At 58.2% G+C, this 26,855-nt stretch carries 22 protein-coding genes; 7 read left to right on the top strand and 15 right to left on the bottom strand.

Annotated features, from left to right (window positions below; genetic code table 11):
• Positions 1-6: 6 nt before the first annotated feature.
• The 7 genes from ABMA60_RS17215 to ABMA60_RS17245 all read right to left on the bottom strand — a co-directional run bounded on the left by ABMA60_RS17215 (position 7) and on the right by ABMA60_RS17245 (position 9,299).
• Positions 7-423: a VOC family protein gene (locus ABMA60_RS17215; RefSeq protein ID WP_392805755.1), complete on the bottom strand. Its 417-nt coding sequence runs from the start codon at positions 421-423 to the stop codon at positions 7-9.
• An 11-nt stretch (positions 424-434) separates the two neighbouring features.
• Positions 435-1,424 carry a calcium/sodium antiporter gene (locus tag ABMA60_RS17220; RefSeq protein WP_392805757.1) on the bottom strand — a complete coding sequence of 330 codons (990 nt, stop codon included), beginning with the start codon at positions 1,422-1,424 and terminating at the stop codon, positions 435-437.
• 99 nt (positions 1,425-1,523) lie between these two features.
• Entirely contained in the window at positions 1,524-2,450 is a 927-nt protein-coding gene (locus ABMA60_RS17225) for a DUF4340 domain-containing protein (RefSeq protein WP_392805759.1), read from the bottom strand.
• A gap of 10 nt (positions 2,451-2,460) precedes the next feature.
• Positions 2,461-5,322: a Gldg family protein gene (locus ABMA60_RS17230; protein WP_392805761.1), complete on the bottom strand. Its 2,862-nt coding sequence runs from the start codon at positions 5,320-5,322 to the stop codon at positions 2,461-2,463.
• Positions 5,312-6,253: an ABC transporter ATP-binding protein gene (locus tag ABMA60_RS17235; protein WP_392805763.1), complete on the bottom strand. Its 942-nt coding sequence runs from the start codon at positions 6,251-6,253 to the stop codon at positions 5,312-5,314. Before ABMA60_RS17235 ends, ABMA60_RS17230 begins: the two co-directional genes overlap by 11 nt.
• A 230-nt stretch (positions 6,254-6,483) precedes the next feature.
• On the bottom strand, positions 6,484-7,011 hold the full coding sequence (locus ABMA60_RS17240) for a DUF3833 domain-containing protein (RefSeq protein ID WP_392805766.1): 528 nt from the start codon (positions 7,009-7,011) through the stop codon (positions 6,484-6,486).
• Positions 7,012-7,082: 71 nt separating this feature from the next.
• Positions 7,083-9,299, bottom strand: a complete 2,217-nt coding sequence (locus ABMA60_RS17245; RefSeq protein ID WP_392805768.1) for an ATP-dependent helicase — start codon at positions 9,297-9,299, stop codon at positions 7,083-7,085.
• A gap of 175 nt (positions 9,300-9,474) precedes the next feature.
• Between ABMA60_RS17245 and ABMA60_RS17250 the strand changes: the two genes are divergently transcribed.
• Complete coding sequence (locus ABMA60_RS17250; RefSeq protein ID WP_392805771.1) at positions 9,475-9,921, top strand: chemotaxis protein CheW; 447 nt, start codon at positions 9,475-9,477, stop codon at positions 9,919-9,921.
• Here ABMA60_RS17250 and ABMA60_RS17255 read toward each other — a convergent pair.
• The 3 genes from ABMA60_RS17255 to ABMA60_RS17265 all read right to left on the bottom strand — a co-directional run bounded on the left by ABMA60_RS17255 (position 9,918) and on the right by ABMA60_RS17265 (position 14,328).
• Positions 9,918-11,471, bottom strand: a complete 1,554-nt coding sequence (locus ABMA60_RS17255) for a diguanylate cyclase domain-containing protein (protein WP_392805773.1) — start codon at positions 11,469-11,471, stop codon at positions 9,918-9,920. The genes ABMA60_RS17250 and ABMA60_RS17255 overlap by 4 nt on opposite strands.
• A gap of 90 nt (positions 11,472-11,561) precedes the next feature.
• Entirely contained in the window at positions 11,562-13,835 is a 2,274-nt protein-coding gene (gene ptsP, locus ABMA60_RS17260) for a phosphoenolpyruvate--protein phosphotransferase (RefSeq protein WP_392805829.1), read from the bottom strand.
• 1 nt (position 13,836) lies between these two features.
• On the bottom strand, positions 13,837-14,328 hold the full coding sequence (locus tag ABMA60_RS17265; protein ID WP_392805776.1) for an RNA pyrophosphohydrolase: 492 nt from the start codon (positions 14,326-14,328) through the stop codon (positions 13,837-13,839).
• Positions 14,329-14,569: 241 nt separating this feature from the next.
• Between ABMA60_RS17265 and ABMA60_RS17270 the strand changes: the two genes are divergently transcribed.
• Together ABMA60_RS17270 and ABMA60_RS17275 are read left to right on the top strand one after the other, a co-directional pair.
• Positions 14,570-15,241 carry an HAD family hydrolase gene (locus ABMA60_RS17270; protein ID WP_392805779.1) on the top strand — a complete coding sequence of 224 codons (672 nt, stop codon included), beginning with the start codon at positions 14,570-14,572 and terminating at the stop codon, positions 15,239-15,241.
• Positions 15,228-16,400, top strand: coding sequence for an imelysin family protein (locus tag ABMA60_RS17275; RefSeq protein ID WP_392805782.1), 1,173 nt, complete (start codon positions 15,228-15,230; stop codon positions 16,398-16,400). Before ABMA60_RS17270 ends, ABMA60_RS17275 begins: the two co-directional genes overlap by 14 nt.
• Positions 16,401-16,409: 9 nt before the next feature.
• On the opposite strand, the gene ABMA60_RS17280 is transcribed toward ABMA60_RS17275, so the two are convergent.
• Positions 16,410-17,216: a 3'(2'),5'-bisphosphate nucleotidase CysQ gene (locus ABMA60_RS17280; RefSeq protein WP_392805785.1), complete on the bottom strand. Its 807-nt coding sequence runs from the start codon at positions 17,214-17,216 to the stop codon at positions 16,410-16,412.
• Positions 17,217-17,326: 110 nt separating this feature from the next.
• Between ABMA60_RS17280 and hslR the strand changes: the two genes are divergently transcribed.
• A complete protein-coding gene (gene hslR, locus ABMA60_RS17285) occupies positions 17,327-17,722 on the top strand; it encodes a ribosome-associated heat shock protein Hsp15 (RefSeq protein ID WP_392805787.1) in 396 nt (131 codons plus the stop codon).
• Between the two features lie 20 nt (positions 17,723-17,742).
• Entirely contained in the window at positions 17,743-18,618 is an 876-nt protein-coding gene (hslO, locus tag ABMA60_RS17290) for an Hsp33 family molecular chaperone HslO (RefSeq protein ID WP_392805791.1), read from the top strand.
• 41 nt (positions 18,619-18,659) lie between these two features.
• Here the strand turns inward: hslO and ABMA60_RS17295 are convergent, their stop codons facing one another.
• Positions 18,660-19,742 carry an MBL fold metallo-hydrolase gene (locus ABMA60_RS17295; RefSeq protein ID WP_392805794.1) on the bottom strand — a complete coding sequence of 361 codons (1,083 nt, stop codon included), beginning with the start codon at positions 19,740-19,742 and terminating at the stop codon, positions 18,660-18,662.
• A 147-nt stretch (positions 19,743-19,889) separates the two neighbouring features.
• Here ABMA60_RS17295 and ABMA60_RS17300 point away from each other — a divergent pair, with 147 nt between their 5' ends.
• Positions 19,890-20,504 (top strand): TetR/AcrR family transcriptional regulator, encoded by a 615-nt coding sequence (locus tag ABMA60_RS17300; protein WP_392805797.1) that lies wholly within the window; start codon positions 19,890-19,892, stop codon positions 20,502-20,504.
• 17 nt (positions 20,505-20,521) lie between these two features.
• On the opposite strand, the gene ABMA60_RS17305 is transcribed toward ABMA60_RS17300, so the two are convergent.
• Both ABMA60_RS17305 and hemH read right to left on the bottom strand, forming a co-directional pair.
• Entirely contained in the window at positions 20,522-20,809 is a 288-nt protein-coding gene (locus tag ABMA60_RS17305) for an HlyU family transcriptional regulator (protein WP_392805799.1), read from the bottom strand.
• A 481-nt stretch (positions 20,810-21,290) separates the two neighbouring features.
• Positions 21,291-22,328, bottom strand: coding sequence for a ferrochelatase (hemH, locus tag ABMA60_RS17310; RefSeq protein WP_392805802.1), 1,038 nt, complete (start codon positions 22,326-22,328; stop codon positions 21,291-21,293).
• Between the two features lie 270 nt (positions 22,329-22,598).
• On the opposite strand from hemH, the gene ABMA60_RS17315 reads away from it, so the two are divergent.
• The gene (locus tag ABMA60_RS17315; RefSeq protein ID WP_392805832.1) at positions 22,599-26,066 is read left to right on the top strand and encodes a PAS-domain containing protein; all 3,468 of its coding nucleotides are present in this window, start codon (positions 22,599-22,601) and stop codon (positions 26,064-26,066) included.
• Between the two features lies 1 nt (position 26,067).
• Here the strand turns inward: ABMA60_RS17315 and ABMA60_RS17320 are convergent, their stop codons facing one another.
• Positions 26,068-26,724 carry a response regulator gene (locus ABMA60_RS17320; protein ID WP_392805805.1) on the bottom strand — a complete coding sequence of 219 codons (657 nt, stop codon included), beginning with the start codon at positions 26,722-26,724 and terminating at the stop codon, positions 26,068-26,070.
• Between the last annotated feature and the right edge of the window lie 131 nt (positions 26,725-26,855).

Genomic DNA, 26,855 nt, shown 5'->3' on the forward strand with positions numbered 1-26,855 from the left:
TTCGAATCAACGCTCAAACAAGCCCGCAAAATCGGCGAAGCCTTTGACTTCAATCGGATTACCGAAGGGATCGTAGAAGAACAGGGTGTGCTGTTCACCGGGCTGACCGGCGTAGCGTTGCGTCGGCGGAATCACAAAATCCGTTCCTGCCTGCTGCAATCGATCAGCCAGTTGCTGCCAATCATCCAACGGCAAGATCACACCGAAATGCGGCATCGGCACCGCCACGCCATCGACCTGACCGGTGTTGCGCGTGGTCCAGACGTCACCCAGATGCAACGACAGTTGATGGCCGTAAAACTCGAAATCGACCCAGGTGTCGGTAGAACGTCCTTCGCTGCAACCGAGTACCTCACCGTAAAAGCGCCGCGCTTCGGCCAGATCGGTGACGTTAAACGCCAGATGAAATAAAGATCGCCTCATTTCGATGCCATTCAACCGATAACAGGAGCGCCACCGCTGAGCGCCAAGTTAACCAGATAGGTTGTGTACGCCAGGTAGATCACCAGCAAAAAACCACCTTCAAGACGGTTAATACGACCCTGACGCTTGCGCGTACCGATGCCCATAACCAATAGCAGCACCGTCAGCGCTGTCATCAGAACCCAATCACGAGTGAGCACCGCCGACTCAATCTGCATCGGGCTGATGCTGGCGGCCAAACCGACCACGGCCAGCGTATTGAATAGACCCGAACCGATCACATTGCCCAGTGCCAGGTCGTGTTGTTTTTTGCGGATCGCCGCCAGCGAAGACGCCAGTTCCGGCAATGAAGTACCAATGGCAACGACGGTCAGCCCGACGATCAGGTCGCTGACGCCGAGGTCGATGGCAATTTCCACCGCGCCCCAGACCAAAGCCCGTGAACTGAGCACCAGGCCAGCCAAACCGACCACCAGCCAGAGCAGCGCAGCGCGCAGCGTCATGGCGTGGCTGTCGAGGTTATCGGTGTATTCGGTCTCGAGCACATCGCCCGGCTGACGGCCCTGCAACACCGACCAACCCATGGTGCCGGCGAACAGCAGCAGCAACAGGAAGCCATCGAGGCGGGACAGGTCGTTATCGAGCAGTTGCCAGCCGGCAAAGAGGGTGATCAGCAGCAGGATGGGCAGTTCACGACGCACGATGCTGGACTGCACCTGAATGGGCGCAATCACCGCCACCAGCCCGACTACCAGACCGATGTTGGTGATGTTGGAACCGTAAGCGTTACCCAGTGCCAGGCCCGGATTGCCGTCGGTCGCCGCGATCACCGACACCACCAGCTCCGGTGCCGAGGTCCCAAAACCAACGATCAGCATACCGATCAACAGCGGTGACATACCGGCGTAACGAGCGGTTCCAGACGCGCCATCGACAAAGCGATCCGCACTCCAGACCAGCACCACCAGACCGATTAAGACCGCCAACCAGGCTAACAACATAACGCCCTGCTCCAGAAAAATGAGGCCGTATTAAGCCAGAGGTGAGGGCTGTTGAACAGCCACAGGGGCGGCAGAGTACCGCCCCGAATGGTTGCCGGATTAGGGCGAGGTGACGCTGTCTTCCTCCGCCTCGCTTTGCCACAGCGGCGCGGTGTTTGCCAAAGCAGAACCGGTACCGTTGGACAGACCAAAGAGGCCTGGGTATCGACTGCTGCTCAGCGCATAACGATCACCTTCCTGGAACAGTTGATAACGGCCGGCTTCGCCAAAGTCGACCGTTAATACCGGTCCGTCAGCGGTAAAGGCCGAGGCGTCTTCAGCGGCGATCAACCGGCTGACAATCAGACTTTGCCAACGCTGCAACCAATCTTGCCAGGCACTCAGGCTGAACTCGGTCTGAGTGTTTTGTGGCTGCCACTGGCCGTCTTGCTGAAGCAACTGAATGTCGTCGACCTGCGCCTCACTCAACGCCTGCGGATCGACCTGCAATAAGCGATTATCCAGCCAATGCTGCGCATCGGCACTGAGCTGGCTGGCATCCAGATCGATGCTATAGACCGCGTCGTCGCCGTCACGTCGGACATAAAGCTGCTGATAGGACGGTGAGGTACCGAAGTAAAACTGCTGTTCGCCCTCAGCAGTGACCAGAGTCAGCTGTTGGCGAAAGTGGTCGGCGTCGGTGGCAAAACGTTCGGCGGCACCACCGCTGGACGCTACCGGCCAGTTCAGTTCGGTATCACTCAACAGCGTCAGCAAGGCTTCAACCAGACTCGGTGACGCTGGCAGGGTGCGGCCGTCGACATCGAACTGCCAACCGTTGTCAGCCTGAGTCAGCGTCAGTTGGCTGGGTTCGTCGTCGCGTTGATCCACTAGTTGCAACTCAGTGACCTGGGTTGACGACAACGACAGCAAAGGCTCGGCCGATGGGCCGGAATGACCCAGCCAGCGACCACTCAATAAGGCGACGATCAGCAGCAGTTGTGCTGCCAACGCCACCAGTAACCAGCGATTTATTTTGTTCAGCATCATCGTCTCCTCAGATCCATTGCGCCAAGTGCTGCAAGCGTTGCCGACGCCGCCAGCGCTGTACCGCGATCAACACCAGCAAACACAGCAACACAGCGGCATAGGTGCCGTATTCGAGCCAGTGTTGCGCGCTGGGCGTGAGGCTGGGCAAGGTGCGATTGAAGCGATTACCGGAGCGAATACTCATCAGCCCGCTGTCGTCCAGCGACCACTCCGCCAGGTTGGCCAGCAACGGCAGTTGACCGCTGTCATCGGCACCACTGACCGCACTGGCCAGTTGCAAGGTGGTGTCGGTGGCAAAGTCGTTGGAGCCGATAACGATCAAGCGCGCCGATTCCGCCGAGCGATTGATCACCGAACCCACCACCGGTGTCTCGCTGTCCGCGTCTGCGTCTGAAACCGGATCATCCAACAGCGGCGACGGCTGACCGGCAAAGGCCGAATCAAAGCGGCCACTCAGCGCCAAGACCACCGGCTGGTTTGCGCGCTCTTCGCCCGGCTGATAATTCACCTGGCCGTTGCTGTCGAGCCGTGGCATCACCTGGTCGGGCGAACCGAGCCAGGCCTGCGGCGAACTCTGCGCCAGCGTCACAGCGGTGACGGACGAGTCGTCCGAGGTCGGCTGATAACTCAGCGCTGACGCCCAGGGCACTGTCAGTCGCGGCAGGCTCGCCGTGGCCGGGTGCTCACTGTTCAGCCCGTCGCTGCGGATATCGAGGAAGTAGGGGTAATCCAGCATGCGGAAATCCTGGAAGCTTAAGCCGCCGGCCTGACGCACTACAGGTAATGGGAAGGCGGCGTTTTGCGGATCCATCACCAGATTATCGCTGAGCGTAACGCCCTGGTCGGCCAGCCAATCACGGATACCAGAACTCATTGGACTGGCATTCAGGCTTTGCCGGGTCAGCTCGATGTTCTGGCTGCCGGTGGTCAGCACCACCCGGCCACCGCGCATCAGATATTGATCGAGCGCGAAGACGGCGTTTTCATCCAGATTTTCCGGCGCCATCACCAACAACAAGTCGATGTTGGCCGGTACCTGGCCGCTGTTAAGGTCGACATTGCGCACCGCATAGCTGTCGGCCAGCCATTGACGCAGCGAACTGAACTGACGCGCCGCTGGCTGCGGTCCCATGGGCGATTCGACCCGACTCGGCGCCACCAAACCGATGGTCGCATTCAGTCCGGCGGCGAAGCGTTTCAGGCCGCTGTCCAGGCTGGCGCGCAGTGCCGTATCGGTCAGCTCTGCGGGCAACGGCAAGATGACATTCTGGTTTTCGCTGTGCAGGCGCAGATAGAAATAGAACGGATTGGGGTCGAGCAAACCGGCGACCATCGGCTGCAAACCGTAGTCCTGAGCAATTTGCTGCGCCAGGCTGCCATCGCCCGCTTGTGGGTCCTGGATTTGCCAATCAAAGTGACCGTCGGCTGCGGCCTGCATCGACTCGGCGGTATCCACCAGCGTCTGTCGGAACTCTGCCAGCGTCGCCGGCAACTGTGCCTCGGGCGAGACGTAAGCAGTCAGAGTGACCGGTTGGTCCAGCAGCGCATAGATATCGCCACCGGCACGATATTGTTCCACCACCGCTTTGACCGTCTTGGTCAGGTCGTATTCGGGGTTCCGCAGTTGCACTTCAATATCGCCCTGGGGTGTCGGCCGGACTTCGATCAGGTCATCGAAACTGAGTACCTTTTCTTCATCGCCGTATTGCACGCGGATATCGAAATAGGAACTGACCACCGACGACTGATAACGATCCGAAACCCGGAAAGGTGTGGCTTCAATGCCGTAGCGTTCGTTGATGGTTTGTTCCACTTCAGGGTTGGCAGTGGGGTCGACAAACTCTACCTCGACCTGTCCATGACCGAGCGCCTGATATTCGCGCATCAGGTCTTTCAATTGCGGAATCAAAGGCGCCAGCAAGGGATGCGTACGGGCACTGAAATAGCCATGCAGCACCAACGGCTCCTGCAGTTGCGCCAGCGTCTGACGGGTCACCGGTGATACCGAATACAACTGCCCGGCCGTGGTATCGGCGCGCAGCGCGGTCACCGGTTGCAGCCACAAATTGGCGACCAGCAGGTTCAGCACCACCAGCGTCACGCCCAAGCGCCAACGCTGATGCAAGGGCCGGCGCTGGCTGCTGTCCCAGCGCACCTGTTCCAGGCTGTAAACATTGAAGGCCAGAAAGGCGAGCGTCAGGCTGAGGTAGTAATACAGATCGCGCACATCGAGAATGCCGCGGGTGATCGACTCAAAGCGCGCGCCACTGCCGAACAACGATAAGGTTTCGGCCACACCGGCGGGCAACAGCTGAGTGATCATCGGATGGCCAATCAACCAGAAAGCGCCGGCCACAGCGACGGTCACCAACAGGCTGATCAGGGCGTTATCGGTGCGGGCACTGACCGCCAGACCGATCGACAGATAGAGCGCGCCGAGCAACAGCGTCGCCAGATAACCCGCCCAGACCGGGCCCCAATCCAGTTCGCCGATCCAGGCCACCATCATCGGAATGGGCAGGGTCAACAGCAAGGCCATCGCCAGCATCGCCCAGGCCGCGAAAAACTTACCCAGCACGAAACTGGCGCTGCGCACTGGCAGCGTTAACACATGCTCTAAGGTGCCACTGCGGCGTTCCTCACTCCAGGAACGCATCGTCAAAGCGGCGGCGAGAAAAATCAGTATCACCGGCATCCAGGCAAACAGCGGCCGGACATCGGCGATATTACGAGCAAAAAAAGCATCAACCCAAAAAACGATAAAGACGGTTACCAGCGCGAAGGCGGCCAGGAATAAATAGGCCAACGGTGACGAAAAATGAATGCTGATTTCCTTACGCGCAACCTGCAAAGCCGATTTAAGCCACATAAGCAGTCTCCCGTTGCTGGGTTGCTTCGCTGGCGAAGAACAACCGCTCCAGATCCTGGGATTCACTGCGCAGGCCATACAGATCAACACCGGCCTGCACCAAACGGCGACCCACTTCTGCCGCCAGACGATCGCGGTCAGACGCTTCAGCTAATGCCAGGGACAGCACGCCATCACTGTGGCTGTCGATGGCTTCAATACCCGAAACGTCGGCCAACAAGCGCCGAGCCGCCTCGCTATCGGCGCAGCGTATTTGCAAACGCTGGCTGGCATTAAGTTGTGCCATGGTGGCATCCAGTTGCAGGTGTCCTTGCTGCACCATCAACACCCGGTCACAGACGGCCTGCACTTCCTGCATGATGTGCGTCGAGAGGATGACCGTGGCCGACTGGCCCAGGCGTTTTATTAACTCGCGCATATGCTGCGTTTGTTCAGGATCAAGACCGTTGGTCGGTTCATCCAGCACCACCAAACGCGGTTCAGTGAGCAGCGCCTGAGCGACACCCACACGCTGTTTGTAACCGCGCGACAGAGTCTGGATGCGGCTGAATAATTTCGGTTCCAGTTGGGTATCGGCAACGACTCGACGCACCGCCTGACGACGTGCGGCGATGTCTTTTAAACCGCGCAAGCTGGCGCAGTAATCCAGATATTCGATCAACGTCATTTCCGGGTAAACCGGCAATTGTTCAGGCAGGTAACCGATAGCGCGGTGCAATGCCAAAGCGTGGCTTTGCAAGTCTTGGCCGTCCCAGAAAACGCGGCCGGAGGAAGGTTCCAGTGCGCCGGTTATCAAGCGCATGATGGTGGTTTTTCCGGCCCCGTTATGGCCGAGCAAGCCGATAATCTGGCCGCTATCCACCCGAAAACTGACATCATCAACCGCCATAACGTCACCAAAACGGCGGCTGACACTCTGACATTCGAGCATCGCACACTCCTTCAAAGTCCAGTTAGTTGGGGTTGTCGGTCGGGGCCAGAGCGGCCCCTGGCACTTGCGGACGCAAGTGCGACAGACGCGGCTGTTTTAAGAAGCGGGTGCTTAAAGTTCAAGCGGCCGAGGGGAGTCTTACCAATCGCCAGCAATCCCTTTGCAGAGCGCTGACAGAGAACCAAAAAGTTCTAACGTTTTCGGATTTTTTAAACGTTTTTTAAAACGATTTATAGCTTGTGCATGGTCAGCACCACCTGGCCAACATCGAAGCCGAACTTACTCATATCGGTGACATTGATCAGGGTGTTGTCGTCAACCTGGTAGAGCCAATCATCCATGGTCACTGCAATGGTGCGACCACTCGACAACGGCACCAGCAAACGGTAATTCATGTTCACGGCGTTGCCGGCGTAGTGCATCTCGGCGGTGCCTTTTACATCACCCGCCCGGCCGACAAAGCTGCGTTCACCATCGCGCTCGAAACGCCAGACTCGCGTTTGGCGTTCGCCGTCGCTCCATTGGAAAACTTCATCGAGCACGCCGCCATTTTTGTCCCAGCTCGCGTCGATGGTGGCGATAAAATGTCGACGTACTTCGCCGCTGCGACTGAGCACCACACCCTGAGCTTCGAGCGGGCCATTAAAGAAAACCAGCGGATCGAAAGTCGGTTCACGATCGGCGTAGTCGGACACCGAAACTCCGGCACAGCCGGTCAGAATTAATGCCACTAAGGCGGTACACAGCAATCGAATCACAAGGACGCTCCTGAATGGAAAACGGAGCACAAGATACGCGTGGCGATGGCCAACGGATGCCTAACGGATCGTTATTCGTCGAGCCATTCCAGCATGGGCCAGGTCTGGCTGCGGTCAAATTGTCGCACCTGACCATCGCGCACAAAGCGAATACTGAGGCGGCTGCCATCGTCGTCGAGCAAACGGCCGGCGCCGAATTTCGGATGACGCAAACGTCGCCCAGGTTCGGCAGCCTGATCGTCGATAACCGGCGCTTCCCAGTGAATGGTCAACTGACGTTGCTGGGCGTTCAGGTAACGCTCGACCACTTGCCGGTTCATCGAGGCAGGCAGGCTGACCTCGGTTGCCGATTGCGCCAGCGCCTCGGCCAAAGTTCGACAACCATCCCAGTTCATCTCCACCAGAAAAGGACTGTCCGGTGTTTCCTGGCGATTGAGCGGCGTCAGCAACACTGCTTCGTCACGCGCCCGGGTCAGCGCCACGTAGAGCAGGCGTCGCTCGCTGTCTTCCGAGGCCGGTCGGCTTAGATCGCCTTCGGGATGGTACGGATAAAACCGTGCATTCAATTCCGGCAGCAGCACGCACGGCCATTCGCGGCCTTTGGCTTTATGAATCGAGGTCAGGGTGACGCCGTGCTGACCGGTGGCGCGTCGCTGTTCCTGCAGCGCTCTTAGGTGATCGCCAGCTTCTGACGACGGCCAGCGTTGAGCGGCGATAAAGTCGACGAAGGCAGTCACGGTGGCGATTTGATCGTCCACTTGCTGAGCGGAAAAAGCGTTGTCACGCAGGGCGTTCAGATAGTCAGTGCCAATCAGCCAGCCGCTGACCAGTTCGCTGGCGCCGACGCGACCTTCTTCGGCGCGCTGAATCAAGCGGGCGCGTTCCAGCAGTTGGTCAGCCTGAAAACTGGCTAAATTATCGGGCAGTGCGTTGCGCAACTGACGAGCGGTATCGTGCGCGACGTTGGTAAGCCGGCCGAGTAATTCATCGACCACCCGCTTGCGAATTTTCAGGTAGGGCTGGGTCAATAAAGTTCGCCACGCCTGGCGACGTTGCTCATCGCTGTAACGACTGAACTCACCACTGGCCAGATCGAGCAACACCCAGAACGGCGCCAGCTCAAAACGTTCCAGCACGGTGCGATGATTTTCCAATCGATAGGGCAGATTCGCCGCCAGCAGTTTCAGTTCCAGCCGGGCGCTGTTGGCCCAGAGTCGGTTAAGCACGGCGATGTCGGTCAACGGCCGCGTTTGCTGCCAATGGCGAATGCAATCCAGTGCCGCCTGGGCACTGTCGTCGCTGCGCAGCTGACGCACTCGGGTATTGGGTGTGCTGGCGTGGGAAAAACACAGTGTGTCGGCAGCAGTCCGGTCCGAGCCGGCCTGAATCAAATGGTTGGCCAGCAGCGATAATTGATGACCGTAACGAAAGGTCCAACTCAGTTGATAATCCTGGGGCTCGGTAAATTGCTGCTGAAAAGCCTCGGTCAGCAGCGCCGGTTCGGAACCGCGAAATTCGTAGATGGTCTGGTCCGGATCGCCGACCACCATCACCTGACCACGACCGCCATGCAGAATCTCCAACAGCGCCTGCTGGATCGGATTGATGTCCTGATATTCGTCGACCAGGATTTCCTCCATATGACCGGCAAAGCGCTGCGCCACTTCCGGCCGCGCTAGCAGACAACGCACCGGATCGTAGAGCAGATCAGCGAAAGTCAGACGGCGTTGGTCAGCACGCCATTGCTCAAACTGGTCGAAAACCTCGATAAAAAGGCGACACACCTTCGGCAGTCCGCTTTGCTCGAAGACTTCGGTCGGGCTCGCCAGACTGCTTTTGACCAGCTCGAAATAATTCAGCGCCGGCTCGACCCATTTTTTCTTGCGGCTAAGGATGTCTTCGGCCTGCTCCTCATCCACCGCTGCGGCACGCAACAAGCGCCACACTACTGGTTCGATTTGAGCATCGTTAAGCAAATCCCAATTCACCGGCGGCAAGTCACCGTCGTGCACCAGACGTTGCAGAATGCGATAACCGAGCGAATGAAAGGTGCGCACTTCGGGCAGCCGCTGCTGGGGCTGTTCGGTGGCCAGACGACGCGACACATCCTGCTGGGCGGCCTTGTTGTACATCAACACCAACAGGCGGCGCGGATTGACGCCTTCGTTCAGGCGACGCGCCAGATAGGCAGTCAGCGTCGAGGTCTTGCCGGAACCGGCCACGGCGACGATACGGGCATGACCAGAAGGGTGCGCAATGATGGCGTGCTGTTCGTCGGTGAAGTGCATGGAGGTCCTCGCAGCGGGGCGCACAAGGTACCAGAAGCGCCCACGACTGTCTTAGTCACCACGCTCTGGTCTCAAGCTTGGTGGCACTCGGCCGATGTTCTGGTTTGCAGCTTGGCAGACCCCTGACTAGGCTGAATAGGAGGGTTGGTGTGAACCAACCATAAGGAGCCGATCGATGACGATGTCGAACGAAATGTGGGTCGTGGTGTATCTCGACCAGGAACCTCTGGCCTTTCCGGCTACCCTGATCAAGGAAGTGGTACCCTGGCAGCCACTCAATCCGGTACCCAGTACCGCTCTGGGTGTCATGGGTCTGGTCGGTTTACGCGGCGAAACGCTGGCGGTGATTGATCTGTTACGGATGACCGGACACGGTCAGTTGGATGAACCGCAATTCATGCTGATCGTCGACTTCCCCGAATCGCGCATGGGCCTGGCAGTCGCCAAGGTCGAAGGTGTGCAGTATTTCAACACTCAGGACGCCGACACCAATATGGCGGGTGGCTACATAGCTGCAACCGCCGAACGCGATGGCCGCCTCTATCAATTGATCAATCCGACCGGACTGGAGCAACTGATTGGTCAGCACACCGATGTCGGCGCTCTGGTGCGCGATTTTTAAGTCGTCTTGCGCAGCAACTTGTCACACACCTCCACCCGGTTACGCCCGCCTTCTTTAGCCTCATAGAGGGCGTGATCGGCGCCTTCGGTCAACGTCTCTGGAACATCGTGCTGTCTTGGCTGGCCAACACAGACACCTGCGCTGATGGTCACCACCGCTGCTGCTTCGGAGAAAGCGTGCGGTAACTGCAAATCTTCCACTACCTGACGACATTGCTCAGCAACCTGAGCCGGGTCTTCGGTATGCGGCAGAATGATGGCAAATTCCTCACCGCCATAGCGCGCCACCAGATCGAGTGGTCGCTGGGCGATTCTCTGCAGCGCGGCGGCAACGCGGCGCAGACACTGATCGCCGGCTGGGTGACCGTATTCATCGTTGTAGTTTTTGAAGTGATCGATGTCGATCATGATCAACGCCACCGAGGTGCCTTCGCGTTGCGCCCGGGCCCATTCCTGCGTCAGGTGCTGATCAAAATGACGACGATTGGCCAGACCAGTGAGGCCGTCGGTTAAAGAGATGCGTTCCAACTGGTCGCGGGCGGCCTGCAGTTCAGTATTACGTCTTAAGGTGGCGATGACATAGCCACTGAGCAGGACAATAAATAAGAGCCCGCCACCGAACACCAACCAGGGCAGATAGCTGCGCTGCTCAACGGCGAAACTCCGGGCGGGAATGGCTTCGATCAACCACTGACGACCGCCGACATCAAAGACGTCCGACTCGTAACGCCAAGGCATATGCCAGGCCTTAACATCGGGCGGGATATTCTCGAACAACACCTCATCCTGACCACTGGTGCGGTCGATGATGCGTATGCAGATATCTCCCGGGGAGGTCACGCCGATGGATTGCTGAAACAGCGCGCCAACCCGGAACACCCCATTGAAAAAACCACGCAACCGGGCGCGTCGTTCTTGTGGTTGCTGGGGTTGACCGTCATAGAGTGCCGAAAACACCAAAAAACCTTGCTGGTTTTCGGGTTCCTGGACCAATCGAATGCCCGCCGTTGCGACCAGGGCTGCGCTATCGCGAGCCTCAAGCAGGGCGTTCAAGCGACGCTGTTCACTGGCCAGATCGAAGCCCACCGCTGCCTGGTTGGTGGCCAGCGGCTCGATGAAAACCACCGGCACGTACCAGTCGCGTTGCGCCACAGCGACGGCGGCGGTACCGGCCCGTTCGAACACTTCAAAGTCGGGAATCCACTGGCGTATTTGCTGCTGCATGGGTTGCAGCTGTGGTTGATCAACCCAGGGCGCCCAGGCGAAAGCCTGTATTGCCGGAGAGCGGCGCAACACCCCTTCAGTGACGCGTTCAAACAAGGCCGGATCGATCGTCTCGACCGTCGACAAGGCTTGATTCAGAGCGTACAGAATTTCCAGGTTCAGCAACACTTCGCGTTCAAAGGCCACGGCGTGCTGATCCACCTCAAGTTGGAAACTTTGCCGGATAGCGACACTTTCATTGTCGTATAAACGGTGCGCCAAGACGGCCAGGCAAACGATCCCAATAACGGCAAGGTTCAAAACCACCCGGTTGGTACTTACTTTCACTACCGCCACGCCTCCCGGGCAAAACGTTTATTGCATTGCCTGTTAAGCCTAGACCAGGTTGTGACAAATGGGAGCTTTCGCAGCAAAGACTCAGCCAGCGGGCGCCAGACCGAGTGCCGATAGCGGGATGCCAAGCTTCTTCAACGCCAACTGCAGGGTCGAGCGCACCAGACGTGGGTTATCCAGATGCAGCAATCCCGCCACCACCTGTTCGGCCCAGTCGGTATCGATTTGCCGCAGCACCGATTTAACGCGCAATAAATTTGAGCTGCTCATCGACAACTGCCGATAACCCAGTCCAACCAGTATCACCGCACCCAGCGCATCGCCGGCCAATTCACCGCACAGACTCACCGGTACACCGGCGGCGTTACCGGCATCGATCACCACCTTCAATGCCTTGAGCACGGCCGGGTGGAGGGCATCATAGATGGCGGCCACGCGCGGATTGTTGCGATCGACCGCGAGCAGATACTGGGTCAGGTCGTTACTGCCGACGGAAATAAAGTCCACCTGGCTGGCCAGTTCGGCTATCAGATACACCGCCGATGGCACCTCGACCATCACACCAACATCCGGTACCCGAACCGCCAAACCTTCTTCGTTCAACTCCATTACCGCGCGATGAATGATCGCCAGCGCCTCTTCAACCTCACTGACGCTGGTCACCATGGGCAGCATCACCTTGAGGTTATTCAAGCCTTCACTGGCCCGCAGCATGGCGCGCACCTGAACCATAAACAGCTCAGGGTGATCGAGCATGACGCGAATGCCGCGCCAACCGAGGAAGGGATTGTCTTCAACGATGGGAAAATAGGTCAGGCTTTTGTCGCCGCCAACATCAAGCGTGCGCATGGTGACCGGACGCGGTGCAAAGGCTTCCAACTGAGCGCGATAAATAGCCGCCTGTTCTTCTTCGGAGGGAAACCGCTGGCGCATCATAAAAGGGATTTCGGTGCGGAACAGACCCACACCGTCGGCGCCTCGATCTTGCGAGCGGATGATGTCGGTCTGCAAACCGGTGTTCACCAGCAAGGTGATGGCCAGGCCATCGCGGGTGGTGCCCGGCTCGTCTTTCAGCGACTCCAGCCCCGCTTCACGCGCGGCCTCTTCCCGACACACCGCTTCGAAATGCTGGCGTTTTTCATCCGACAGCCGGTAATAGAGGTGGCCGCGATAGCCATCAATCACCAGGTCTTCGCCCTGCAGCGCCTGCCAGGGCAGCTCTTGCACCCCCATCACCGTGGGAATATCCAGCGCCCGCGACAGAATGGCGATGTGCGAGTTGGCCGAACCACGGGTACAAACAATGCCGGCGATCTTGGCGCCGGTCAGTTCGCCAAACACCGTCGGTGATATTTCTTCGCCGATCAGAATGGCGTTTTCAGGGATCGCCTGTATCGGCGTCGATTCCTGCAGATAAGCGAGCACTCGCCGACCCAGATCGCGCATATCGGCGGCACGTTCACGCAGGTAGGCGTCGTCCATGCTTTCAAAATGGTCAATATAGCCGCGCATCACACCAGCCAAAGCGCTCTGCGCCCATTCGCCCTGGCGAATGCGTTCGATCACCGCTTCGCCCAGCGCAGCATCATCGAGGATGTCGACATAGACGTTAAACAGCGCTAACTCTTCCGGACGCAGCTCAACCTGTAACTTATCGCGAGTGGCCCGCAAATCAGCACGCACACGACCCAAGGCCTGATGGAACAATGCTATTTCAGCATCGACATCCTCTGCCGGCCGAAACCGCACGGCCTTCAAATCCGCCGTCGGCAACAACACGTGCCCCTGGCCGATGGCAACACCCTGGGCACCGGGCACGCCCTGGAAGCGCACGTCCTTTTGCTCGTCACCGAGAAGGTTCAACCCTGACAGCGCGCCGGTGGCTTCGGCATGCGCAATAACGCCGGCCAACTGCGCCGACAGCGTGACCAGGAAGGCTTCTTCTTCATCGCCAAAACGACCGGCTTCGGTCTTCTGGATGGTCAGCACACCGAGCAGTTTGCGGTGGTGGATGATCGGCACCGCCAGCGTGCCTTTATAAGGCTCTTCGCCCAGGCCGGGCACCAGATGGTAATTGGGGTGGCGGGTGGCATCGCCGAGATTGATCGGTTCTTCACGCTTGCCCACCAGGCCGATCAGGCCCTGATTCTGGGTCAGCGTCAGTTTGCCGATGGCGTCTGGGCTCAAGCCGTCGGTGGCCATCAACACATAGCGCTCGACGTGCGCATCCCACAGAAATACCGAACACACCTGCACATCCATACCCGCGCGAATGCGGCCAACGAGGGTACGCAGGGAGCTTTGCAGATCCCGGGCGCTGTTGACTTCTTCGACCACCTGGCGAAGCAGGTGCAACATGTCAGCCACGAATACGCTGCTCCCGATTGATGCGCGGCGCCAGCTCGGCCATCGCCTGACGATAGACCGAGCGCTTGAACGACACCACCTTAGCCAGCGGATACCAGTACGAAACCCATTGCCAACCGTCGAATTCCGGATCGTCACTGACATTGAGTTGGACGTCTTCATCGGCGCACAGCATGCGCAACAAAAACCACTTCTGTTTTTGTCCGATGCAAATAGGCAGGGCGTTATAACGAATCATGCGTTTGGGCAGCCGGTAACGCAGCCAATCGCGAGTACAGGCGAGCACTTCAACGTCGTCCTCGCCCAAGCCGACTTCTTCGCGCAGTTCGCGATAGAGAGCATCCAGCGGCGTTTCCTGGGCACGGATGCCGCCCTGCGGAAATTGCCAGGCGTCCTGACCGATACGCCGGGCCCACAGAACCTGGTTCTGGCCATTAGTCAGAATGATGCCCACATTGGGGCGATAGCCATCGGAATCGATCATCGCCACTGCCGCTTTATCGCAGGGCCGGCACGGGGTGCCGGCCGGTTCACCGGGCCCCTGAGGGGTCTGTGAGGGCAGCACTGAAGCGAAACCCCCATGCAGGCATTGTTCCACAAGCCTTGGCAAACACCAAACAGGTGCGTCTGCGACCGCCAGGCGCTTGTACCGTCTGGTTAGAATCCGTACTCTTAGCAGCCTTAAGCGCCCGGCTTGGGCGCGTTTTTTGTCTAAGGAAGTTGTCTTGACCCTGGCCATTTTTGACCTCGACCAAACCCTGCTCAGTGGCGATTCCGATCACGCCTGGGGCGAATTTCTGGTCGAGTCCGGTCTCGTTGATGCGCACACGGTATTAACCGCCAACGACCAGTTTTTTGCCGACTACCAAGCCGGTCGACTCGATATTCAGGCTTACCTGCTGTTCGTGCTGGAGTTCCTCGCCGACAAAGACCCGGCAGAACTGGCCGAACTGCATCGGCGTTTTATGGACGCCAAAATCATTCCCATGATTCAGGCCGGTACCGAGGCGCTGCTCAACAAGCATCGTGATCTGGGTCACACCCTGATGATCATCACCGCCACCAACCGTTTTGTTACCGGCCCCATCGCCCAATATCTCGGCATTGAACATCTGATCGCCTGCGAAGCCGAGCAGATTAATGGTCGTTATACCGGTCGGCCGGAAGGCGTTCCCAGTTTCCGCGAAGGTAAGGTGACACGGCTTAACGACTGGCTGGAACAGCACGATGAAACGCTGGACGGTGCCTGGTTCTATAGCGATTCGCACAATGACCTGCCGCTGCTGTCCCTGGTCGATCATCCGGTCGCGGTAGACCCGGATGAGCGTTTGCAGGCCGAAGCACAACAACGAGGTTGGTCCATTATCAGTTTGAGGGAAACACATGCCGAATTTTAAGCGTCCCGGCATCCGCCACAGTGCCATCCTGCTCAGCTTGGGACTGATACTCAGCGCTTGTTCGGATCCCGATCCGGAACCGATTGAGCTGGAATCCTTGTTGCCGTCGGAAGCAGCACAAGACGAAACCGTCGACACTGGGCCGCGTTTTGCAGCCGCTGCCGACCTGGTGCGCTCAACCGCCCAGCGCCAGGGCGCCGCTTTGATGCTGGCCTGCAACGATCTCGATGCCGGCGTGACCGACTTTCTGGCCGAGCCGAACACCGCTAACCGCGATCTGGCGCGTGCAGCCTGGCATGACTGCTACGAACAGTGGAATCGTCTCCGTCCGTTTAACCAGCGCGCCTTCAGTGTCACCGAACAGGCTCAGTTCCGACGCACCCAAAGCCTGATCAACATCCGGCCGTTCCAACCCGGCTATATCGACGGCTTGCCAGATTACCCTTACAGCGGCCTGGTGCATGAAAGCGGGCTGGACCTGACCTTGGACAACCTGGTCGAGCAGCACCAGATGATGGATTCGGAATCGCCTTCCCTGGGTTTTCCGGTGGTGGAAACCTTCCTCTGGCGTGAACCTCTAACCGAATCCTGGTTACCGGTTGCCAACAATGATGCCGCCGTGGTCGAACGTCGTCATCGATACTTGCGCCTGGCGACCGATCATCTGCTGAGCCAATTGCAGGTCTCCGCCAACCGCTGGCAGGGTGAGACCGGTTTCGATCTGCTCACCGAAGAAGGTCAACTGCGGTTAACCTGGCAAAGCCTGCAACGCCTGGCTCAGGTTGAGTTGCTCAGCTACAGCTTTGCCGACGGTACGCTGGAAGAAAGCAGCTGGCATCACCTCAGCGCCGAAGCCGGCCAGGGCCGACGCCATCTGCTGGCCCGTCTGGACGGCATGCAGGCGTTGCTGCAGGAAAATGAGGAAGACGCCGGGTCACTGGCTTCCTGGCTCGACCGCGCCGATACCGATGTGACCAGCGCCATCATTAACGAGCATCTGGCAGCGGCGCGAACGGCTATTGCAGCCTTGCCGGAAAATTACACCTTTGGCGATATCGACCCGGACACCTGGCAGAGTACGCGTCAGGTAGTGGCGCAGGTGGCGGTCGACTTCAATACGCTGTCGCGCCAGTTGGGCCTGGAACTGTTCACCGAATAAATCCGGGCTTCAGCGATTCAAGACCGTTGGCAACAGGTCTGGATCCGACACCGCAACAAACTCGGGGTTGAGCGTATCGGCTTTGCCATATTCCAACGCCGAGCCATCCCACTGCACCAAAGCGCCGCCGGCTGCTTCCAAAATGGCTTGTGGCGCGGCGGTATCCCACTCACTGGTCGGCCCCAGGCGCGGATAAATATCGGCCTGGCCTTCAGCCAGGTGCATGAATTTAAGCGCCGATCCCACCGATTGCGTTTCCACCTGAAAGCCCGCCGCTTCCAGTCGGGGCCGCCACTGACCGCGCCAATCGGTACGACGACTGCCGAGCACACGAACCACCTCACCAGAACGACCGGCGCGCAATGGCTGTGGCTGATCAGGCCACCCCATCTGGGGTGCGACTGCAACGCCACCCCACCAGGCCCGGCCGGTAACCGGCTGATAGAGCATGCCAAACACCGGCTGGTTGGCGTCCATAAAGGCCACGTTGATGACAAATTCCCCGCTGCGATGCAGGAACTCGCGCGTGCCGTCCATCGGATCGACCAGCCAATACTGCTGCCAATGGCGCCGCTCTTCCCAGGCAACCACAGCTTCTTCGGACAGCACCGGCCGATCAATCACCTTGGGCAAGCCGGCTACTAACGTCTCGCTGGCCGCTATATCGGCGGCCGTCACCGGAGAATCATCGGCTTTGCGGTTGGTCTGCCAGCGGCTGGAATCACCGTACACTCTCAGAATACGATCCCCGGCTTTCTGCATCAGTTGATACAGCGAAGCGATGCGTTTCGGGCCAAATTGAGGATCGAGCGACATAGGGTGTCAGCTTGAGATAAGAGTGAAGCGGCAGTTTAACACGCCACCCCTTGCAGAAGGCGACCGGGGCCCGCATCTTGGGCGCTTCATGCATCAACAGCGGAATCGGCATGACCGACAGTACGCCGGTGCGGCTCGACAAATGGCTTTGGGCCGCCCGCTTTTACAAGACGCGCAATCTCGCCAAAGAAGCCATCGAGGGTGGCAAAGTGCATTACAACGGCGCCCGCGCCAAACCCAGCCGCACCGTAGAAACCGGCGCAAGCGTGCGCTTGCGTCTAGGCTGGGATGAGATGACGGTGGTGATCGAAGCCGTCAGCGACAAACGTCGTGGCGCGCCCGAGGCCCGCCTGCTGTATAACGAGACCGCCGATTCGGTCACCCAGCGCGAACAACGCGCAGCCCAACGCAAAGCCGAACAGGCACACCGACTGGCACCCGACCAGCGACCCAGCAAAAAACAGCGGCGCGATATTCGTCGCCTTAAAGACACTCTCAATACCTGACCGCGGATGACCCGAGTTACATGAGCAGCCCAGACCAAACACAACGCTTTCTGTTCGACCAATCACAGATTCGCGGCGAAATCACCGGCCTCGGCCAGAGCTACCTGGACGTGCTGGACAAGCACAATTATCCCGAACCGGTACAACGCCTGCTGGGAGAGTTTATGGCGGCGGTCGCGCTGCTCAGCGACACGCTGAAATTCGAGGGCCGCTTGAGTCTGCAGGTGCGCGGTGCCGGTCAGGTACGCATGCTGATGGCCGAATGCCGCAACCACGAAGCGGTGCGCGCCATCGCCCAGTACACCGACGATTTCAGCACCCAGGCGCCCTTGTTAGGGCAAGGCCAGATGGCAATTACCATCGAACCGGATCAGGGCAAGCGCTATCAGGGCATCGTGCCGATTGATGACGATGACCAATCGCTCGCCCGCGCCGTGGAAGATTATTTTCGCCAGTCCGAACAGATTCGCACCCGACTGTGGCTGGCCGCTGATGGCCAGCGCGCTGGCGGCGTACTGATTCAGGCGATGCCCGAATCTGCCAGCGAAGGCAGCCTGGAAAACCCGGACACCGATGCCTGGGATCGAGTCACGCATCTGGCCGATACGCTGACCGACGAAGAGCTGCTGCAACTCGATAATCAGACCTTACTGCACCGGCTGTTCCACGAAGAGCAGTTGCGTCTGTTCGACGCTCATGAATTGCGTTTTGAATGCACCTGCAGCCGCGAACGCTGCGCCAATGCGATACTGACGCTGGGTGAGGAAGAAGCCTTGAAAGTGGTTGCAGAGGAAGGCGTACTGCACAGTGATTGCCAGTTCTGCCACCAGCAATACCGCTTTGATCAGAATGACATCACCACGCTCTTTGCCGACTATCGCCAAAACCTGAACTGAGCGTTGCGCTCAGTCCAGGTTCTCAGCGCTGGTCCGCTGAGTTATTGCCCCATCAAAGGCCGCCACCAGGCATCCGTCTGGAGGCTGGCCACATCCGCCAGCGACATGGCTTCACCAATGCGCGGTGTCACCAGGGTTTCGCCCTGAGCTTCGGCCAACGTCGCCAATCGTTCCAACGGATCAAACCAGGCATGCAGCGCCAGATCAAAGGTGCTGTTGTGGATCGGGAACAGCCGCTGGGCACCCAGATCGCGATAGGCCTGCAGCGTTTCCTCCGGCGTCATATGCACGCCCGGCCAGGCCGGGTCGTAGGCACCGGTTTCCATCAGTGCCAGATCAAAACCACCAAAGGCAGCGCCGATGGTTTTGAAGCCGGAGAAATAGCCGCTGTCGCCGCTGAAAAAGAGTCGTTGCGACGGCGTCTCTATCACCCACGACATCCACAGGGTGGCGTCACGGTCGAAGAGTCCGCGGCCGGAAAAATGCTGCGCCGGCGTGGCGGTGAAAGACAGCCCGCCGACTCGGCTTGACTGCCACCAGCGGTGCTCGCGAATACGCGCCGGATCCACGCCCCATTCCACCAGCGTCGCCGCTACACCTTCGGGCACCAGGAATTGCTGCACCTTGTCTTTCAGTAACTTGATACTGGTTTTATCGAGATGATCGTAGTGGTTGTGCGAAATCAGCACACCGCTGATCGGCGGCAGTTGTTGCGGATCAATCGGTAACTCGTGGAAGCGTTTGGGGCCTGCCCACTGCACCGGAGCAGCGCGCTGCGACAACACCGGATCGGTCAACCAAAGCTCGCCGTCCAAGCGCAGCAGCAAGGACGAATGCCCCAGACGATAAATCCGGTCTTCACGGCCAGCGAGCAGATCGTCAGCACTCATCGGCACCACCGGAATCGTTCCCGGCTCGGGTTGTGAGCGATCACTTTTCTCAAAGAAGTAGCGTTTGAGAATGTGCCACATCGACGCATTGGGTCGCATCGGGTCGATGTTGGCATAACGACCGTTTGCAGTAGCCGCAGTCGTTTGTGGGGAAGTCAGTTCCTGGGCCATAAAGCCTCCTATCAAGGTGATCGCTGCGACGGCCAGTGCCAGCAATAAGATCCGGCGTTTCATAAAAAATGCCTCTGACAAAAAGGGGAAAAGCAGAGGCCGTAGCCCGTTGCGCGAACTCAAACTATACGCATCAGTTTACTTTTCGGATTCAAAGAGTAAACCGACGAGTGTAATATTGTGACTTCCAGCCAATGGGACAGAAACTTGATGACCGCGAGAAAGGGCGTCAGCGCACGCAAGCACCAGGCAATACTCGATGCCGCCGCCGAGGAATTTAAAGAATTTGGTTTTCAGGGCGCCAACATGGACCGCGTCGCCCAACGGGCCGAGGTGTCCAAGCGCACCGTCTACAACCATTTCGCCAGCAAGGAAAAGCTGTTTGAGAGCATCACTCTGAACGTCTGGCGTCAGGCGCAAGCCGCGACCGAACTCGCTTACCACCCCGACCAGTCGATACGCAGCCAGCTAATAACCCTGGCCGAGCAGGAATTGACGCTGTTGCAATCGGCCGACTATTTGCGGCTGACGGCGGTCCTGGTGGCCGAATTTGCCCGCACGCCCAGCCTGGCGGATCAGGCGCGGGAATGGATGACGCAGGAAGAGAGCGGCGCACGCCGCTGGATGGGCGCTGCCGTCGCCGCCGGTCGGCTAAACACCACCGATGCCGACCTGGCTACAGCGCATTTCTTTAACCTGATTAAAGGTCAGGCCTTCTGGCCTCAAGTGGTCTGGCACGCGCCCATTCCGACGGATTCAGAACGGGCGCAGATCGCCTCCGACAGCGTGGCCATTTTTCTCGACCACTTTGGCATCGATCACTGAGACCGTGACATCCGACCTCAGCGGTCAAACAATGAATCGCCCAGCTGATCGATCATCAGCCTGGCTTTGAGGACGGTAAAATCGCAGGCTTCATCCTGGCCAGCAACCAGATCAGAACGGATAAAACGGTGGCGTTTTTCCGCATCAGACAAGGACTCAATAACGCCACTGACCCGGAACTGCCCGCCTTCGACCAGCGGCGTCGGGGTGATGCGATAACCCTTGTACTCAACGGCTTCGCCCTGAACCTGCTTAGCACCCGCCGAAGCGGAACTGGCCAGCCAGTCTTTAATACGTTTGAACATCTATAAACCCTTCGTTCGGTAAACCGGCCGGGATTGTAACGCCTTTGCCGCGCTGAGGTGTCAAAAATACGCCCATAGGACCCGAAGCGTCCTGAAATCGATTACAAAAAACGCACACAACTCAGTCGAGATGTTACCGACATCTGTGAAGTGTTACCGATTCACACGTCAAGAAGCCGTAAACGAGAATGAAATTGATCAGATATTAACCGATTGAATTTAACTTATTGTTTTTATTGAGTTTTTCAAATCTGGCACAGCACCTGCTCTATACTAGACACAACGATAAAGACGCCCCTCAATAACAACAACAAAGGGGTGAGATAAGAACGATAAGCGCCCATCCAAAAACAAGAACAAGGGCGCTGTTTTTATTTAAGGCCTTCCAAAAACAAAAAAAGGGCCAGCTTAACTTCCCGCCAGACCCTATCTGTTACACCCAGTCCAGTTACACCCATTTCAGCTTTATTCCACTGTTATTTCAGCGCCAGCCAGACAACTCCTGCGTGACGATTTTCTCAAGCATCTCGATGCTCTCATCACTGTCGTTCAGACAGGGCAACACCGCGCAGGCTTCGCCACCAGCCTCCAGAAAGGTTTTGCGACCTTCGATGCCAATTTCTTCCAGCGTCTCAATGCAATCCGACACAAAGGCCGGCATCACCACGGCAATACGCTTGATGCCCTCTGCCGGCAACTGCTGTAACACCTCGGCGGTATAGGGTTTAAGCCACTGCGTGGGTCCCAGCCGGCTTTGGAAAGTGACCCGCACCCGCTGTTCCGGCCAGCCCAGCGCTTCACGCACCAGCCGCGCGGTTTTTTGACAATGGCAGTAGTAGGGATCACCCAGATCAAAATATTTCTGCGGTAGGCCATGAAAGGAAAACAGCAGCACATCCGGTTCCTGTTCGAGCTCCGCCAGCTCTGTGCGGATGCGCTGAGTCAGTGCCTGAACATGGGCCGGATGATCGTACCAGGGATGCGCCACTCGCAGGGTCGGTTGCCAACGCTTGGCTTTGAGCGCATCGAACACAGCATCGGTTACCGAGGCGGTGGTGGTGGCAGAATATTGCGGATAAAGCGGCACGATCAGAATGCGGTCACAGCCAGCGTCCGTTAACGCATCGAGACGCTCGGCAATGGATGGCTTGCCATAACGCATGGCCCAGTCAATCACCACGTCATCGAAGCGTTGCTGCAAACGTTCCGCCTGACGTCGAGTGTAATAACGCAGCGGCGATTCGTTGTGATCCTGCAACCAGATTTTGCGATAAGCCTCGGCCGATTTACGCGGCCGGAAAGTGAGGATGGGACCATTGAGCACCGGCCACCACAGCAGCGGATGCAGTTCGATGACTCGCCGATCGGAGAGAAACTCCTTCAGATAACGCCTTACGCTCCAGTAGTCGGTCGCCTCAGGGGTACCCAGATTGACCAATAACACGCCAAGACGACCATAGGCGACGGCAGGGTGTTGCGTTGCTTCTTTCATTGACTGCATCCAGAACAAGGCGGTCATCAGCTGCTTGCTGATAAACCACGGAGAATTCAGTGCCGATACCGCTCATGTCTTAACGACAACTAATGTCTAAACGACTATTCATGTCTAAACAAAGGCATCAACATGTTGATAGTTATACGCTAGAACATCATCGACCTTAAATTTGTCAGACCTATCAAAGCCATACGGTGCCGCTGAGGCTTTCTGGTACTATTCGTTCGAGCCGCCGTCCAGGATCACCGCCGGCGCGAGCGGCGCAATAATAACAAAGACGAGACTGCTATCGTGATGAACCCCTGGTCCATCTTTATGCTGGCCATCGCCTATGTGACGCTGCTGTTCGGCTTAGCGCTCTTCGGCGATCGACAAAAAGAACGCCGCTGGCCGAACTGGGTGAATGCCACCATCTACGCGTTGTCGCTGGCAGTCTATTGCACCAGTTGGACCTATTACGGTGGCGTCGGTCGCGCCGCCAGCGGTGGTTGGGATTTTCTGCCGATCTACCTGGGACCCATCCTGGTGTTCGTCTTTGGCGGTCCGCTGCTGCACAAGGTGGTGAAGATCGGCAAGCGGCAGAATACCACCTCCATCGCCGACTTTCTGGCATCGCGCTATGGCAAACGCAATGGCATTGCGCTGCTGGTTACCGGCATCTGCACCCTGGCCGGAGTGCCCTATATCGCGCTGCAATTAAAGGCGGTTTCAACCAGCCTGGAAGTCTTGGTCGACCCGGCCCTGATGGTGCAAAGCGGCATTACCGACACCGCCCTGGTTGTCGCCCTGGCGATGATTGGTTTCGCCACGCTGTTCGGCACGCGTCAGGTCAATGTATCTGAACATCACCGCGGCATGATGTTCGCCATCGCCTTTGAATCCGTGGTTAAACTGGCCGCGCTGATCAGTCTGGCGGCCTTTGTTATTTTCGTCTTCTTCACCGGGCCGAGCGAATTTTCCCAAATTTACCACCAACTGGGGGCCTTTCAGTGGCACGGCATGTCGCTGAATTTTCTGACTCAGGTGATTCTCGCCGCCAGCGCGGTACTGGTATTGCCACGCCAGTTTCACGTCACAGTGGTGGAGAACACTGACCGCGATCACGTCAACGTCGCGCGCTGGGTGTTCACCGGTTATCTGGTGTTGATCAGCCTAGTCATTTTACCGATCACCACCGCTGGCTTGTCGCTGTTTCCGGTGGGCAGCGTCAACGCCGATACCTATGTGTTGCTGATTCCACAGGCCAGTCAGCAAAACTGGCTGTCGGCGCTGATGTTTATCGGTGGCTTCTCGGCGTCGACGGCGATGATCGTCATCACCACCCTGACGCTGTCCACCATGCTCAGCAACGATGTGGTACTGCCGCTGGTTATGCATCGGCGCCTGGCTGAACCCCACGCTCAGGTTGGCCCCATGCTGATTCTGCTGCGCCGTGGCGCCATCGTTGCCGTAATTCTCGCCGCCTGGCTGTATCACCACTCCTTCGGTGGCATTGATGAACTGTCGACCATCGGCCTGCTGGCGTTTTCGCTGGTGGTGCAATTGATGCCGGCACTGCTCGGCGGGCTGTACTGGACCAAGGGCAATGCCTGGGGCGCTTACGCCGGCATGTCGGTCGGCACCTTACTCTGGGCCTGGACGCTGATGCTACCCACGCTGGTGCGTTCGACCATGCTGCCCGAAGCCCTGCTCAGCGATGGTCTCTTTGGTCTCAGTTGGCTGCGCCCGGAGGCCATGTTCGGCTTCGAGTTTTCTGACTCCTTAAGCCACGGCGTTTTCTTCAGTCTGATCGCCAACATCACTCTTTATGTCTGGGTCTCGCGGCGGACTCATCCCAGCCTGAACGACCGCATGCAGGCCACCGCCTATGTGAAGATGGACGAACATCTGCATCAGCCGGGTCAGCTGCCCAAAAAGAGCACCATCCGTGTTGCTGATCTGGTGTCGATGCTGGAACGTTTTGCCGGGGTCGGCCGCAGCCGCGAGCTGGTGGAAGACTTCGAGCGCGTTAACCATCTGCAACTGCACGATCAGGAACCGCCGACGCCCGACTTTATCCGCTACGTCGAACGCACCCTCTCCGGGGTGATTGGCGCCAGTTCGGCGCGCGCTTTGATGCATTCGGCGTTGTCGGGTCGGCATCTGAATTTCGAAGACGTGGTCACCTTCTTCGACGAAACCACCCAGGCCATTCAGTTCAACCAGAAGGTGCTCTCGGCGACGCTGGAGAACATCGACCACGGCGTCTCGGTGATTGATCGCGATATGTGCCTGGTCGCCTGGAATCGCAAATATCTGGAAATGTATTCCTACCCCAAAGGTATGATTCGCGTCGGCGTTCCGGTCGCCAGTCTGGTGCGCTACAACGCCGAACGCGGTGAATGCGGCCCGGGTTCACCCGATGAACACGTGCGCCGGCGCCTGGACCACCTCAAGCAAGGCTCTTCACACCGTTTTATCCGCGTGCGCACCGACGGCTCGGTGATCGAAATGCGTGGTAATCCACTGCCTGGCGGTGGCTTTGTAACCACCTTCAACGACATCACCGAATTCGTCCGGGCCCAGGACGAATTGGAAGACGCCAAAAACACCTTGGAAATGCGGGTCACCGAGCGTACCGAAGCGCTGCGTGAGGAAATCAAGGAGCGCGAACGCGCCGAAACCGCCTTGCTCGCCGCCAAGAGCGAGGCCGAACGCGCCAACGCCAGTAAGACGCGCTTTCTGGCGCTGGCCAGCCACGACATTCTGCAACCCTTGAATGCCGCCCGGCTATATGCCGCCTCTTTGAGCGAACAATGGCCCGGGGAAAGCACCTTGCTGAAACTGGACCAGTCGTTGCGCACCACCGAAGAGTTGATGTCGACGCTGCTGGAAATTGCCCGTCTGGATGGCAACGATGAACCCGTCCAACCGGAAGCGCTGAGTTTATCGACCCTGTTTGAAAGCATTCGCAATGAATTCACGCCTGTCGCCGAAGAGAAGAACCTGATTCTGCGCGTGCGCCCAAGCAACTTAACGGTGTTGTCGGTGCCCAATTCGCTGCGCCGGATCCTGCAGAACATGGTCTCCAACGCTATTAAATACACTCGCTCCGGCGGTGTTCTGCTCGGTGCTCGCTTGCGTGGTGACCAGGTGATTATTCAGGTCTGGGATACCGGTCTGGGTATCGATGATCAGGACCTCAAACGCATCTTTCAGGACTTCACCCGCCTCGATCAACACAGCCAGGAAGCTCAGGGCGTGGGTCTGGGCCTGGGTGTGGTAGCGCGGCTCAGCCAGCTGCTGAATCATCCGGTGACGGTACGATCTCGTCCGGGTTTTGGCTCTTGTTTTGAGGTCAGCCTGCCGCGCGGTCAGCTCAATCGGGTCGTACCGCTCATGCCCACCTTGGCGCGCGAACAGGGTGATTTCGGTTTCCGCGTGCTGGTCATCGACAACGAACCGCAGAACGTCGATGCACTGGTCACGTTGCTGGAACGCTGGGGCTGCCAGACCGATTTTGCCAACCGCTCCGAGCAGGCACTGCAATCGCAACTGCCCGATCTGGTCTTGCTCGACTACCATCTGGGCGAAACTGAGACTGGCCTCAGCCTCTATCCACGCCTGCTCGAACATTGGGGTGAGAAAATTCCGGGGATTTTGATCACCGCGCACCCGGATGAGCAGTTGCGCGGTCAGGCCGAAGCCTTGGGACTGGGATTTCTGCGCAAACCGGTCAAGCCAGCGGCGCTGCGGGCACTGCTGCGCGCCCGCGTCGGCTGATTCAGCCAGGCAGAGAGGGGTCCGCTTCCATCGCCAAACGGTTAGCCAGGATGACCGCCTGAGTGCGGTTGAGCACCCCCAGCTTACGGAAGATAGCCGTGACATGCGCTTTAACGGTGGCTTCAGAGATACTCAGATCATAGGCGATCTGCTTATTCAGCCGGCCACGTTGCAACTGCTGCAAGACTCGTAATTGCTGGTCGGTGAGGTCTTGAATGCGCTGGGCGATGTCGGCTATTTCGGCGTCGTCCTCGCGCTCCGGCAAGCCTTCCGGCCAGACTTCATCTCCGGCCAAGACTCGCGCTACCGCAGCCTGAATATCCCTGGTCGAAGTCGATTTAGCGATAAAACCCAAAGCACCCAGGGCGCGGGTTCGAGCCACGATTACCGGGTCATCACTGCCAGAAATAACCACCAGTGGCACCTCGGGAAATTCCTTACGAATCTGAACCAGACCAAAGAACCCTTCGCTGCCGGGCATGCGCAGATCGAGCAACAAAAGGTCATATTCGTTGCCGGCACTGAGCCGTTCGCGGGTTTCATCAAGCGTTGAAGCCAGTTCGATACGGCAGTCCGCCAGCTCTCCGGTCTGTAACGCCATGGTTAAAGCATCGCGGAACAACGGATGATCATCAGCAATAAGTAACTGGTAAGACATCAATGATTTCCTGGCGCAGAACGGTGCACAAAACCTAGCCATCACCGTTCTATATTGTTGTTTTCGTTCGGACGCAGTTTGACGCTTTTTTCACCAAGTGTGAACCGTGGCACAAAAAAAGCCCGGCCAGG

The sequence above is a fragment of the Saccharospirillum sp. HFRX-2 genome, assembly GCF_043196805.1.
In the GTDB taxonomy this organism is placed as follows: Bacteria; Pseudomonadota; Gammaproteobacteria; order Pseudomonadales; family Natronospirillaceae; genus Saccharospirillum.

Excerpts from the sequence above, each read along its gene's own strand:
- ABMA60_RS17215 (WP_392805755.1), bottom strand. The coding sequence starts at position 423 with ATGAGGCGATCTTTATTTCATCTGGCGTTTAACGTCACCGATCTGGCC.
- ABMA60_RS17220 (WP_392805757.1), bottom strand. The coding sequence starts at position 1,424 with ATGTTGTTAGCCTGGTTGGCGGTCTTAATCGGTCTGGTGGTGCTGGTC.
- ABMA60_RS17225 (WP_392805759.1), bottom strand. The coding sequence starts at position 2,450 with ATGCTGAACAAAATAAATCGCTGGTTACTGGTGGCGTTGGCAGCACAA.
- ABMA60_RS17230 (WP_392805761.1), bottom strand. The coding sequence starts at position 5,322 with ATGTGGCTTAAATCGGCTTTGCAGGTTGCGCGTAAGGAAATCAGCATT.
- ABMA60_RS17235 (WP_392805763.1), bottom strand. The coding sequence starts at position 6,253 with ATGCTCGAATGTCAGAGTGTCAGCCGCCGTTTTGGTGACGTTATGGCG.
- ABMA60_RS17245 (WP_392805768.1), bottom strand. The coding sequence starts at position 9,299 with ATGCACTTCACCGACGAACAGCACGCCATCATTGCGCACCCTTCTGGT.
- ABMA60_RS17250 (WP_392805771.1), top strand. The coding sequence starts at position 9,475 with ATGACGATGTCGAACGAAATGTGGGTCGTGGTGTATCTCGACCAGGAA.
- ptsP (WP_392805829.1), bottom strand. The coding sequence starts at position 13,835 with ATGTTGCACCTGCTTCGCCAGGTGGTCGAAGAAGTCAACAGCGCCCGG.
- ABMA60_RS17265 (WP_392805776.1), bottom strand. The coding sequence starts at position 14,328 with ATGATCGATTCCGATGGCTATCGCCCCAATGTGGGCATCATTCTGACT.
- ABMA60_RS17275 (WP_392805782.1), top strand. The coding sequence starts at position 15,228 with ATGCCGAATTTTAAGCGTCCCGGCATCCGCCACAGTGCCATCCTGCTC.
- ABMA60_RS17280 (WP_392805785.1), bottom strand. The coding sequence starts at position 17,216 with ATGTCGCTCGATCCTCAATTTGGCCCGAAACGCATCGCTTCGCTGTAT.
- hslR (WP_392805787.1), top strand. The coding sequence starts at position 17,327 with ATGACCGACAGTACGCCGGTGCGGCTCGACAAATGGCTTTGGGCCGCC.
- hslO (WP_392805791.1), top strand. The coding sequence starts at position 17,743 with ATGAGCAGCCCAGACCAAACACAACGCTTTCTGTTCGACCAATCACAG.
- ABMA60_RS17295 (WP_392805794.1), bottom strand. The coding sequence starts at position 19,742 with ATGAAACGCCGGATCTTATTGCTGGCACTGGCCGTCGCAGCGATCACC.
- ABMA60_RS17300 (WP_392805797.1), top strand. The coding sequence starts at position 19,890 with ATGACCGCGAGAAAGGGCGTCAGCGCACGCAAGCACCAGGCAATACTC.
- ABMA60_RS17305 (WP_392805799.1), bottom strand. The coding sequence starts at position 20,809 with ATGTTCAAACGTATTAAAGACTGGCTGGCCAGTTCCGCTTCGGCGGGT.
- hemH (WP_392805802.1), bottom strand. The coding sequence starts at position 22,328 with ATGACCGCCTTGTTCTGGATGCAGTCAATGAAAGAAGCAACGCAACAC.
- ABMA60_RS17315 (WP_392805832.1), top strand. The coding sequence starts at position 22,599 with ATGAACCCCTGGTCCATCTTTATGCTGGCCATCGCCTATGTGACGCTG.
- ABMA60_RS17320 (WP_392805805.1), bottom strand. The coding sequence starts at position 26,724 with ATGTCTTACCAGTTACTTATTGCTGATGATCATCCGTTGTTCCGCGAT.